Origin of the sequence: Mycoplasmopsis agalactiae 14628, assembly GCF_000266865.1 — a bacterium.
Lineage (GTDB): Bacteria > Bacillota_I > Bacilli_A > Mycoplasmatales > Metamycoplasmataceae > Mycoplasmopsis > Mycoplasmopsis agalactiae_A.
This window is the reverse complement of record NZ_AJPR01000006.1, coordinates 1-13,235: the sequence shown is the minus strand read 5'-3', so window position 1 is coordinate 13,235 and position 13,235 is coordinate 1. Positions and strand designations below refer to the sequence as shown.

Annotated in this window: 9 protein-coding genes; all 9 read left to right on the top strand. The window is 30.2% G+C overall.

Annotated elements, in window-relative coordinates:
- The first annotated feature begins 7 nt into the window (after positions 1–7).
- Positions 8–1,096 carry a M42 family metallopeptidase gene (locus tag MAGB_RS01250; protein ID WP_004024011.1) on the top strand — a complete coding sequence of 363 codons (1,089 nt, stop codon included), beginning with the start codon at positions 8–10 and terminating at the stop codon, positions 1,094–1,096.
- A 27-nt stretch (positions 1,097–1,123) separates the two neighbouring features.
- Complete coding sequence (locus MAGB_RS01245; RefSeq protein WP_004024010.1) at positions 1,124–1,369, top strand: YneF family protein; 246 nt, start codon at positions 1,124–1,126, stop codon at positions 1,367–1,369.
- Between the two features lie 253 nt (positions 1,370–1,622).
- Positions 1,623–3,425, top strand: coding sequence for an MAG6090-like repeat-containing lipoprotein (locus MAGB_RS01240; protein ID WP_004024009.1), 1,803 nt, complete (start codon positions 1,623–1,625; stop codon positions 3,423–3,425).
- A gap of 287 nt (positions 3,426–3,712) precedes the next feature.
- On the top strand, positions 3,713–7,240 hold the full coding sequence (locus MAGB_RS04365) for an MAG6090-like repeat-containing lipoprotein (protein WP_004024008.1): 3,528 nt from the start codon (positions 3,713–3,715) through the stop codon (positions 7,238–7,240).
- Between the two features lie 203 nt (positions 7,241–7,443).
- Complete coding sequence (locus MAGB_RS01230) at positions 7,444–8,526, top strand: variable surface lipoprotein (RefSeq protein ID WP_004024007.1); 1,083 nt, start codon at positions 7,444–7,446, stop codon at positions 8,524–8,526.
- 135 nt (positions 8,527–8,661) lie between these two features.
- Positions 8,662–9,186, top strand: a complete 525-nt coding sequence (locus tag MAGB_RS04310; RefSeq protein ID WP_036433152.1) for a lipoprotein, MAG6090 family — start codon at positions 8,662–8,664, stop codon at positions 9,184–9,186.
- Positions 9,187–9,344: 158 nt separating this feature from the next.
- Positions 9,345–10,253 carry a hypothetical protein gene (locus MAGB_RS01220; protein WP_036433150.1) on the top strand — a complete coding sequence of 303 codons (909 nt, stop codon included), beginning with the start codon at positions 9,345–9,347 and terminating at the stop codon, positions 10,251–10,253.
- Between the two features lie 144 nt (positions 10,254–10,397).
- Entirely contained in the window at positions 10,398–12,419 is a 2,022-nt protein-coding gene (locus MAGB_RS01215) for a lipoprotein, MAG6090 family (RefSeq protein WP_004024006.1), read from the top strand.
- Positions 12,420–12,642: 223 nt separating this feature from the next.
- A partial coding sequence (locus MAGB_RS01210) for a lipoprotein, MAG6090 family (protein ID WP_318023927.1) occupies positions 12,643–13,235 on the top strand: 593 nt, incomplete at its 3' end.

The following is a 13,235-nucleotide window of genomic DNA, read 5'->3' as shown; positions in this document are numbered from 1 at the left end:
GTAATTTATGGATAAAGTTAAGTTTAAAAACAGATTAGTACAATATCTAGAAGTTGAAGGAGTTTCTAGATATGAATCGAATATTGCCAAAATGATGGAAGCTGAAATAAACAAAAACAACTGTTTTACAGTATCTTATGATAATTTTGGCTCAATTATTTTCCACAAAAAATCAAAGCATCCTAATGCCCCAAAGTTTATGGTTGCTGCTCATATGGATGAGGTCGGATTTTTAGTTAAGGGCATACATGAAAATGGCCAATTAAAACTTAGTGCTGTTGGTGGCATATGGCCTAATGTTGTAATTGGTACTAAGGCAACATTAATTAATTCTAATGGCAAAAGATTCAGCGGTATCTTTGGCCATACTTCAATTCATATAATGGAAGCTGAGAAAAGAAGTAAGGCAGTTTCTATGGATGATTTATATGCTGACTTTGGCTTTTTTTCTGAACAAGAAGCTAAAGACAACGGGGTTGAAGTAGGTAATGTTGTCTTAATGAGTGGTGAGACAGTTTATCTTGATAATCCGGATTTAATTGCCGGCAAGGCAATGGATAATAGAGCTGGTGTATGTGTTTTAGAATATATTGCTAAAGAATTAGAAAATGAGGATTTAGGCGTTGATTTATATCTAGTTGGTACTGTGCAAGAAGAAGTAGGAACTAGAGGGGCTAAAACTAGCGTTTCATTAATTAATCCTGAATTTGCTATCGCGCTTGATACAACTAGCACTCATGATACAGTTGGCACAATTAAGGGTACAACAATGATTGGCAATGGCGCTGCTATAAGAGTAAAAGATGGTGGCATGATGGCTAATCCACAATTAGTTGAATTCATGTGTAAAATAGGCAGAGAAAACAATATTAAGCACTATAAATTTATCTCAATGGGTGGCGGTACTGATGCTGCTGAATTGCAATATGCTAAGGGCGGTGCTATTACTTTGACTATTTCGCTTCCTCAAAGATATTTACACTCACCAATAGGCCTAATATCAATTAACGACTTAATTGATTCAGCTAAATTAATAGCGCAAACCATAAAAACTATTAATGCTGATGTTTATGCTACAATATTTAAATATAAATAAAATACAAGTTTAGGAGATTTTCATTAAATGGTTTCAACAGGCGCATGAGTTGGTATAGTTATTGGAGTAGCACTTTTCCTTGGCATAGTTGGCGGTTTTATTGGCTTTTTTGTAGCAAGAAAGATTTTTGAAAAGCAAATTCGTGAAAATCCCCCAATTACCAGAAATATGATCAAAGCAATGTTTGCACAGATGGGCAGAAAAGCATCTGAGTCGCAAATAAATGCTGTTATGCGTTCAATGACTAATGCCAAGAATGCTGAAAAGAAATAATAATTAACATTTTAAGCAGGTTAATACCTGCTTTTTTTATTTATTGCTTGTTGATTTACTTACATTTAATACCTTTTTAACTTCCAAGCTCAGAAGCGAAAATAAACAAGGTTTGCTAATAAACAAAACAAAAAACCGCAAATTTTCTAAATAATATGGAAAATTTGTGGAAAAAGAGCCAAAGCAAAATGCTTTGGGGGGGGGTTTTATTTATAATATTGATATATTATAAATATTTTTATTGAGGTTTGCAATGAGAAGGAAGTGGTTTTTAAGAGGCGGATTACTGACTTTATCTTCCACATTAATATCATCATCATGTGTGGTGCTAAATACATTAAATCCTGATGGAACAAGTAATCATACATCCCCCGGCAGTCGCGAGGGGGATTTTAAACCCGGAGGTGGAAGTAATCAAGGCGGTTCAAATAACAGCGAGAGAACTGATTCAGAATCTAGCTCAAAGGCATATCTAGCGTCTGCAACAGAAACTGGTGAATTATTTAGTGATTGATTTAAAGACTATGTTGACAAAAAGATGGCAGATGAAGCCAAAGCAATGGAAGATAAAGAAGCTGCCAAGGTTGATGCTAAAATTCATGAAGATGAGCATAGAATCACAAGTGCTGAGTTAACTGGTGAATTATTTAGTTATTGAATAAAAGAATATTGATACAACTATTATAAGTCAAGAATTTATAGAGATTCTGTCTCAGGCTTTGATATTGACTTACATCCAAGTAGCAAGCAAATTGATGAAGAAAATATGCGCTTGAATAAGATTGTTGCCAAAATGCTTGCAAAAGTAAATGAATCTAACAAAGATAGCCTTAGATATTTAATTGATGAGCTTAAAAAAGCGCAAGCAGAAGCAATAAAAGAGCAAAAGGAAGCTGAAATAGAGTTTAATAATAAAGAAAAGTCATATGAAAAAGAGCTTCAAGACAAAATTGCTAAGTATAAAAAATATGAAGAAGATCAAAGGAAGAAAATAGCAGAAGAAAAGTCATCTAATGATGATAATATCAAATTTTGAACTGTCAACGGCAAAGTTGAAAGCATGAAAAATGAAAGAAAACTAGCTTTAGAGGAGATTACAGATTTAAACGAATTATTGGAAGATGCCAAGGAATTAGAAAAAGAGACTAAGTCTAAGCTTGAAATATTTGATAAGAAAATGGCTGAGAGCGAAGAATTAAAGAGAAAAGCAGACAGGGTTGATTATGAAAAATTTTTCTTTGTGCATAATGAACAAGCTATTACCACTAAGTATTTAAATCAAATAACACAAGTTGAAAGCGTTTATGTGCCAGTTATAGATAAGTTGAGTGCACAACTAAGAAGTATATCAAGTGAGTTCTTGGTGATGAGCGGCTATTTCAATAAGATTTTATATAACGAAAAAGAAAAGAGTTTGTTTGTATACAACAATGAAGAAAAAAGCAGCTTTAGTATTTTCAATGATCTTAAAGGTGTCTTGTATGCAAAAGAGCTGCTTGCCAAAAGTGAAAAGGTAGCAAAAGAACTTCGTGATGAACTAGAAGCTGAACTAAAAGAAAAACGTGCCAAAATCTGAGCCGCTGAGAAAGCAGCTTTAAACGAGCATAAAGAAATTGTTAAATCATATGATGACAAACATATGAAACTATTAAAGGAAAAAGAAGAAGTTGATAAGTGGTTAAGTGATCATAATGATGAGCTTAAAAAAATAAATACACTTGTGTCGCTATATAAAAAGAATATAAGAGATATTGAAAGCAATATTGGAACAGTTAATAATCATATAAATAACCTTACAAGTAAGATAGATTCTTATAGACCTGAGTTTGCTAAATCATATATAGAGAATAACAAGGAGCTTGACGAACTTATTAAAAGAATAGAAAAAGAAACAATCAATTTTATCGATCAAGCGTATAAAAATTACGAACGCCAAATGAACAAGTTAGATAAAGAATCATATGAATTAGAAATTAATACGGATAAAAAAGTTGCAAGATATCAAGAAATAATAAACAAACTTGAAGAAGCAATCAAGGCAATTGATAAAAAGTAAAAAACAATAGTAGAAAAGCACTTTTGCATTTTCTACTTTTTTTATTTTGGACTGCTTAGCTTGATATGTTGTTAACTTACTTTGAATAGATTAAAAAGTGAATAAATACAAATTAAACAATATATCTTAGATGTAGCATTGTTCTAGTAGCCAAGCAAAAAACACAAAAACCATATTTTTTTCACATTAATATGGAAAATTGTGACAAAACACTTCCAAAGCAAAATGCTTTGGGGGGGGGGTATTAAAATATATATAAGTCTAAATATCAATATTAGGAGTTCACAGTGAAAAAGAAATGATTACTAAAAGGTGGGTTAATCGCCTTATTTTCACCATTATTATCATCAGCTTGTTTTGTGGAAAACAGTGATAAACCAACTGATCCAGCCAACAAAGTGCCTGTAGATGGAGGTGCTCAACCTGGCGGTAGCACACAACCTGGCGGAAGCACACAACCTGGCGGTAGTACTCAGCCAGGCGGAAGCACACAACCTGGCAATGGTGATCAACCAGGAGGTGGAACTAGACCAGGTGATAATAACCAAGCCAGATTTGTTCATTCATGGAATGAAATTTTTAATGATAGCCCAACTGGCGAAGATATTTTCTTACATCCAAGCAAAGATGAATTAGAAAAAGAGAAAAAGCGCTTAGATGATGAAGTTAAGAAAATATTGGATGAAAATAGAAAAATCAATGAAAAAGTATTCAAAGAATTTATTAAGAATCGTTTAGATTCAATTTTTAGAGACAGCCCAACTGGTATGGATATTAATTGACATCCAACTAAAGAAGAGTTAGCAAAAGAAGAAAAACGCTTAGCTGATGAAGTTAAGAAAATATTAGATGAAAATAAGAAAATCAATGAAAAAGTATTTAAAGAATTTGTTGCTAATTATTGATATTCTATTTTTAAAGATGATGTAACTGGAAGTGAAATAGGCAAAGTAAGTCTTTATGACTATGAAACTATGAGCGATAAAGCTTTAAATAAATTAAAAGCTCATTTTATGCAAGTCAAAGAATATTATGACAACATAGTTTCATCATCAGATAAAGCTAGTGAATCATTAAGAAAGCAATATGAAGCATATATTAGCAATCTTAAAAATGAGTTAGAAACTAACAAAAAGGCAATTCAAAAGAAAATTGCTGAAAACAAATCTAAACTTAACTACCTTGAAAAAGAAAAATTAGTAAAAGCTAAGGCTGAATTAGCTGAAACTAAAGAGTCTAAGAAAGATATCTTAGACTTGCTTGAAGGCGCTAAGGAAGAAAAAGCATACTATGAAGGTGAGGCTAAAATTGCAACTGAAGAGGTTACAAAAGTTAAGGTTTTTGGTGACAAAATTGATACTCTAGAAAAGCAAATCAAGGATTTAGAAGCAAAAATTGAGAAAATCTCTTCAGACATTAAGAAAAAAGATGTATTTAGCCAATTGCTCGAGAGTTTTTATCAATCTTCATATGAACTTAAGAAACAAATTGAATATCTTGAAGGCATAATAAAAGATAAATATAGTAATAATTTCTCAGAAGAGTTTTACTTTAATAATGAAGTGAAATTTAACCATGAATTAATTTCCGAATGAAACAAGGCAATTAGTGAAGACAATGAAGAGTTAACTGAGTTACAAAACGAAATTAATGCGTTCCTAAAAGATAACTCAAAGGCAATTGAAGAAATCAACAAATTAGTTGAAGAAGCAAATAATGAAGGTCACAATAAAGATAATTTAGCTAGTGAGTTAGAAATATTAAATGAACAAGTAAAAGCTTTGATTAAGAATTCTAAAGACTGAAGAACATATTTAGATTCAAAATCTAAAGAAGCTAAGAAGTATAGTGATAATGTGACTACATATGATAAAGATATAGAAAAATTAAATGCTCATATGGCAACTGGCGAAAAAGAAGAAGCTGCTGGGACACAAGTTGTTAAAGAAGCTGAAGAAGATTTAGCTCAATTAAAAACAGAAGAGAAAAAACTTGCTGCTGAACTTGCTAAATTGCTTGATAAAGAGAAATTGATATCTGTTTTAGAAAAAAATAGCAATAAAAACGATGACAACTTTGATAAATATGTCTTTAAGTATGAATTGCAAAGCGATAAAGTTGCTGATGAAATAGAAAAAATTGAAAAAGCACTTGAAAAACATAAACAAGAAAGAATTAAAAAGATTCTCACAGGAGTATCTGAAATTACTAAAGAATTATTCAGCGATTCCTATAAAAAAGCTATAGAAGAAGTCAAAGCAAGAATTTACAGAGATTCAAAATCAGGTTTAGATATTGACCTTTACCTAACTAAGGATCAAATTGATAAAATAGTTAAAGATTATCTAGCTGAAAACTGAAGAAATAATAAAGCAAAATTTGATGAATATTTAGCAGCTAATGAAGTTGCTGAGTTATTTAGTGATAAATTTAAAGACTATGTTAATAAAGTAATGGAAGATGAAATAAAAGCTAAAATAGATGACATGATTCTTTATGAAGATCATATAACTTCTAGCGCCAAATCAACTGGTGATTTATTCAGTGATGAATACACAGAAAAAGTCAAAGATGCTGAAAGAAGATCAAGGGATAAATTAAAAACTTTATTTGATAGAAACCCATTCTGAAACGAAATAACTCCAAGAAGCTTTTTAAATGAATACAAAGAAAGAATTACCAAATATTACAAAGAGTATTCTAAGTTAGAAGAAAACAACAATAAAAAACTCGATGAGCTTAAAGATACTAATGACAAACTTTTAGCTCGCTTAAAAAGCGAACTTGGATCTCGTATTGCTGGATTAGAAACTAAAAAGCAAGAAGCTGAAAAACAAATAGAAGAAATTAATAAGCTATTAAATGAACCAGATGTTACAAAAAACTTGCCAAAAGCCAAAGAAACGTTAGCTACACTAAATGATTCGCTTGAAGGCGCAAATGAAGAATTCAAGCACTTTAATGACTTAGTAAAAGAATATGATGAAAAGCTAAGTGAAGATAAAAAGATTAGAGACCAAATTGCTGAGTTATCAAAAACTAATAAAGAACTTACTGAAGCTTTAGAAAAGATAAAGACCAAAAAAGAAGAAACTACTAAATCATTCGAGGCAGAAATTAAAAAAGACAAAGATTCACTAACAGAGAAAATGGAATCAAGCAGAAAAGATAAGGCAGAAAAAGATAGGCTAATTACTGAAATTGCTAAAGACGAAGAAATAATTGCTTTTGCTTATGATTTTTCGCCAAAAACTAATTTAGAAAAACTTTTAGAAAAATACAAAGAAATTTCAGCTCTAGAAACAAGCATTAATGAAATAAATAAATCAATTTCCGAAAAAGAAATGAAGAGAACAAATGCCATTAGTGAAATAGATAAAGACAGCAAGACAAAAGAAGAAGCCAAGAGCAAAAATGATTCTGAATTGTCTACATTAAGCAAGAAAGATAGCGATATTACTGCGTACTTACTAAAAGTTAACAGCGATATAGGAAAGTGAAGAGACAATGAAAAGCTTTATAGTAAAGATATTGAAAGGATAACTGAAGAGATTAAGAAACAAACTGCTCTAGTAGCTGAATTAACAAAGAAAAATGAAGAGTTACAAAAAGAATTATCTAAACTAAAAAGTGCTTCACAAAGACTAGAAGTAAACATCAGAGAAACTAAATCTACTAAAGAAAAAGGGATTGAAGAGTTAGAAAAAGCTTATAATGCTGACTATGCAAAATTAGAAAAAGAAGTATATGAGCTTGAAAAAGAAATGCTTCCAACAATAGAAAAAATTGAAAAAGAATTAAAGGAATTTAAATAATATAAATCCCCCACATAGACTATTTATCCTATAAAACAGTTTCAAACGTTTAAAACCTTCTCATTTATAGCGAGAAGGTTTTAATATTTTTTCCATTTATTTATAATCTAGTTTCATAATATCTTTTTAAAGAATTAAGAAACTATTCAAGCAAGTTTATAATAAGTTTATATTAAAAACTAATATTAAATTCGAGGTTTACAATGAAAAAGAAGTTTTTGATAGCAGGTGGCGTTCTTTCACTAGTTTTACCTTTAGTTTCAGCTAGATGCAATGATACAAAAACTCAGAATAATTCAAATTCCAATCCAGCTGTTACACCACCTAGTACTTCACCTGCCCCTAATCCTAATAATAATTCAGCAAGGTCTGAATCTTCAAATAAAAGTTGAGATTCAGTGTATGACAATAGTCCTACTGGTGCTGATATTACATCAAATGTCAGTTATAAAGAAATGTTTGAAAAATACAAACAGACTTTATTAACAAGCATAAGTTCAATTGACAAGAAAATAGTTGAAATTGACAAAAAATCCAACTTGCTTGAGAAACAACATCAAGAAGATATTGCTAAACGCAAAAATGACTTTGAATCCAATAAAACAGTCTTAGAAGCTGAAATTAATAAGAATAATAATGATATAGAATCGCTTGAAGAAAGCATATTAATAAAAGCAAAAAGCGAACTAAAAGAAACAACTGAAAGCATAAAAGATTTAGAAGATATTTTGGCTGGCGCACAAGAAGAAAAAGACTTTTATTCTAAACTAACTGATAAAGAAAAAGACTTTCTAAATAATAAAGCAGAAGACATTAAGAAAAGAATTGAAAAGATAGTTAAGACTGCTGAGACAGGAAAGGAAGCAAACCTTAAAGAACTAAAAAGCAATTTGGAAGCGCTAAAGAAAGAAATTCCTGATCCAAGTAAAAATTCATTAGATTATGTTAAAAAATACTACACAATAATTTATGACCAAAGCATTAAAACAATTGAGTCATTTATTGCTGAAGGCAAGAAAAGAAAGCAAAAATCAGAAGCTGAAGTAAAAGACTTTGAAAGTAAACTTTCTGAATTAAAACAAAAAGCTAAAGAGCTTCAAAGTAAATTAGAGAATCTAAACAAAACTTCAAAATCAATTTTAGAACTAGAGAAAAAATATGAAAAAGAAGAGCTTGAATTAGAAAAAGAAGCCTATAAATTAGAAGAAGATAAAAACCACAGACAAAGAAAAATAGGAGAATTAAATAAATCAATAAAAGAAATAGAAAAATTAAGCAAAAAGTAATTAAAAAAGTATGGAAAATTTCCATATTTTTTTAATCAAAATTCAAAATAAGCAGATTTTCTGCTTAGTTTGGGGGGGGGGATTTTTATATAATGATCCAGATTTAATATTCAAAAATTAATATGAGGACAATTAATGAAGAAAAAATTACTATTAAGCTCAGGTATTTTAGCCTTAGCTTCTCCTTTTATATCCGCTACTTGTGTAGTAAAAAACAAAACAGAAAATGACACTCCTGCTACTGCGCCAGCACCTAGCCCAGTAACACCACCAGCCGCTGAACCTGTCACTCCTCCTAATGAATCACCTTCAGTTCAACCAGCACCTAATCCAGTTAACCCACCTTCAAACACTGAGCCTACTACACCACCTAATGCTCAACCATCAAATCCAACAGCTAAAGACAAACTAGAAAAAGAACATAGCAAAAAACATGAAGAGGCATCATCCGAATCAACACTTAGATTATTTGATGATACATATACTAATGATAAAAGAGATGCTTTAAATAGAATCTGAAATTGAACGCCATTTTATAGTAATATAAGTAGTAGTAAAGACTTTACTAAAGAATACAAAGAATCATTAAGTAAGCAAAAAGAGAAACTATTAGTGTTTCAAGCAGTTCAAAAAAAGATTGAGATGAAGTTGATAGACTAATAGATAGTAATAACAAATATTTAAACCTACTTAGAAGTGATCTAGAAGCTTATAAAACAGACTTAGAAAGACAAAAAGCTGAAAATAATAAAAACATAGTTGAGCTTACTGAAAAGGCTGAACATGTTAAAAGTGAGTTAGCTTTAGCAAAGGAAGCTTTGCAAGACTTAAAAGAGCTGTTTGAAATAGCTAAGGAAGAGTTGACAAAATATGGCAATAAGGTGATCTTATATAATAGCGAAGTTGAGTTTGGCACAAAGGTTAGAGAAGAAACTGATTCAATTAATAAAGAAGAAAAGAAAATAACTGCAACAGTAAGTGAGTTAAAAAGTGATATTGAATCAATCAATAATGAATATGAAAACACTGCAGCTGAAATAAACAAATTAATTCATGACAAAAAGAATGAAGCAGAAAAATCAGATACACTAATTAAAAAATTAATGAATGAATTAACTTATTCACAAAAGAGTGAAATAGGATTATTAGACTATGTTGCAGGTATCACTGCTGAAGAATTAGAATTGCAAATTGAAAATAGAGATGAAGCAAAAGAATTAATTAGTGAACTAGCACGTCTTAAAATAGAAGATAAAGCTACCAAAAACAATTTAGTTAGCAAAATTACAACATTAGTCAAAGAAAATGAGCAAAAATCAAGTGAGTATAAAAAAATTCTTGCTAAACTAAAAACAGAAGATGATAGAATTGCTAAATTTATAGGTGAAGAGCACACAAACAAGCAAACAAATGAAGATTTACTAAGACTATACAGTGATAACATTTCAATGTTAGAATTGCTAATGTGAGATGTCGTTGCTAAAGAAAGCGAACTAACAGAAGAAAGTAGCAAATTAGATAAGGAATTAGAAAATCTAAAAGAAAAAGATAAAGATCTTCAAGATAAATTATCTAAAGCAGAAGAAAAGTCAGAATTTATTGATGAGCTAGAAGATGTTTATGCAGAAGATCAAGAAACATTAGAAGAACAAGTTTATAATAATGAACAACAAATAGAGTTAAAAATTAAAAAACTTGATGAAGAGATAAAAAGATACACTAAGTAGATAAGCAAAAAATATGGGAATTTCCATATTTTTTTTGACAAAGTAGCACAAAATAAGCAGATTTTCTGCTTAGTTTGGGGGGGGGTATTTTTTATATATAATTTTTCCAATTTAATATTCAAAAGTTAATATGAGGAAGAATTAATGAAGAAAAAATTACTATTAAGCTCAGGCATTTTAGCCTTAGCTTCTCCTTTTATATCCGCTACTTGTGTAGTAAAAAACAAAACAGAAAATGACACTCCTGCTACTGCGCCAGCGCCTAACCCAGTAACACCACCAGCCGCTGAACCTGTCACTCCTCCTAATGAATCACCATCAGTTCAACCAGCACCTAATCCAGTTAACCCACCTTCAAACACTGAGCCTACTACTCCACCTAATACTCAACCTTCAAATCCACCAGCTAATGACAAATTAGAAAAAGAACTTGGCAAAAAACATGAAGATGCATCAGCTAAATTGACTTCATATTTATTTAGTGATGCTAATGGTAGATCAATTGAAAGTATAAAAAGCAGAATCTATAGAGATTCAATTTCTGGCTTAGATATTGACTGAAATCCATCAAGAGATAGTGAGTGAGGCATTGCAAGAAAAATAGATAATTTAATTGCTACAGAAGATCATAATGAATCATCATCAGAATCAACACTTAGATTATTTGATGATACATATACTGATGCTAAAAATAAAGCATTGCTTGAAAAAGCAAAGAAAGATGTTGCTGATTCTAATGATAGAGTTGAAAGAAACTCAAGATCAGTTGAAAATGGCAACTGAAACGGTATATCTAAAGATGAAGAAGAAAAATTGAGAGATCATCTAGAAGATGTTTCTGAAAGCATTCTAAACAATGATGTTTCTGTGTGAGAAAGAAAGCAAGAAGAAGCTAGAATTGCTTGAGAAAATGTATTTACTGAACCATTTTGGAATGATATAAGCAATAGAGGTTGAGAAAAAGAGTACAAAGATTCATTAAGCAGAAAACTAAATAGTAAAAATGAGTCACTAAAAACAGCCTTAAAAAAATTAGAAAGCAAAAACAATAAAGAAATTAATTTAGTTAGTGCAAGCCACAATAGTTATTTAAAGATTTTAAAATCTGAATTGGAAGCAGACAAAAGATCTTTTGAGGCACAAAAAGCAGATAATGAAAGCAAACTAGCTGTAATTAGTGAAAAATTAGAAAATTCAGATACGAATAAAAAAGCATCAGAGCTAAAAAGTCTTATAGCTGATTTAAACGAGTTGCTCATTTCTAGTAAAGCTGATTTTAATAAGCTCAGTGACAATGTAAATTATATTGAATGATTAATGAATTATGGGCTAAAACTAAGAAGTGACAAGGAAACAGAAGGCAAAGAGCTCCAAAAAATTAAAGAAGTATTAGAAAAATATAAGCAAGCGAAAATTGAAGAAAACAAAATTTCAGAAATTGATAAAAAATATGATGACAATGTCAAAAAACTTAGCGAATTATTAACTAGCGAAAAAACTAACAAAGTTAAATCAGAAGAATCATTAAGTAGCTATAAAGAAGAACTAGAATTTTATGATAAGTTCAGTATGTATTTATTCCCAGACTCAGAAAAATCGTATGAGGTATACTTAGATAAGATTAATGAACTTACTGAAGAATTAGAAAGTCATAAATCTCAAATCTCTGATTTAGAAAATCTAAAAATTGAGATAGAAAAAGAAAGAAACAGCTCAATTTCTTCCGTAAAGGCTGAAACTCGCCAATTGGAAGATGCTGTTGAAAGTCACAATAACAAATTTAAAGCATTAAATGATGCTGATAATAAAGTTAATGAGGAATTATCAAAAGCAAATAGTCAGTTTGTTGATGACAAAAAAGAAATTGTTGAAGCTGACAAAGACATTAAGAACCTAGAAAATTTAATATCTGGTCACTTATATAATGAAAATATCTTACTAAGCGAATTAAATAAGTTAGGCGATGAGAAAAAATCACTAGAAGCTAAAAGTAAAGAAATTTCTGAAGAGTTAGCAAAATTAGAAGAAAAAGAAGAGCTAATTGAGCACTTAGAAGAAATTTATAATAAACAAATAGAAGAGTTAGAAGAAAAAGCTTATAACAGCGAAAAATACTTAAATGATCAAATTAAGAAAATTGAACTAGAAATTAGTAAACTAAAGTAAATATTAGAAAGAATAGACCAAAAAACATATTGAAACATTGATATCGTTTTGGTCTATTTTTTATATTGCTTTAAAGTGCCTAAAAGTTACAAAAACATTAAAAACAATGGAAAATTTCTATATTTTTTGCTATTTTTGCTCTGAATAGGCCAAAATTACAGTTCTAGAAAACATAGTATTATAATTAAAATAGTAGTATAAAAAATACTAGAAATTGAGGCAAATGATTATGAGGAAGTGATGACTGCTAAGAGGAGGGCTTTTAGTACTAGGCACTCCTTTAATTTCTTCAGCCTGTTTTGTGCCAAATATAGTGCCAAATGCTGATAAAGAACCTTTAATTGATAAAGATTTCGAAACTGAAAAGAATCGCCAAAAAGATTTATGAAACAGGGCATTTTTAGACAATCCTACTGGTTCAGATATTACTGGCTTAATGAATCAAAAGGATATGGATGAATGAACTAAAAGATTCTTAGAATCTAACTGAAATAATAATAAAACAAGATGAGTTTTAGCAACATCTGCTAAAGAAACAGCAGATTTATTTGATAATGAATTTATGAAACCATTCTTAGATGCATCAGCAAAAGCGCAAGCTAAAATGAATAAGGCTTTTGATGCCGTATCCAAAGAAACTGAACTATTATTTAATAATGATGAATTATCAAGCAGGGCTAAAGAAGCTGTTGAGAGATATAAAAAACACGGGAACATACACTCATTAGAATCTGCAAATGAAACTGCAGAAATATTCAGTGATGAATTGTCAAGCTTAGCTAGAGAAGCTGTTGAGAGATATAAAAAACACGGGAA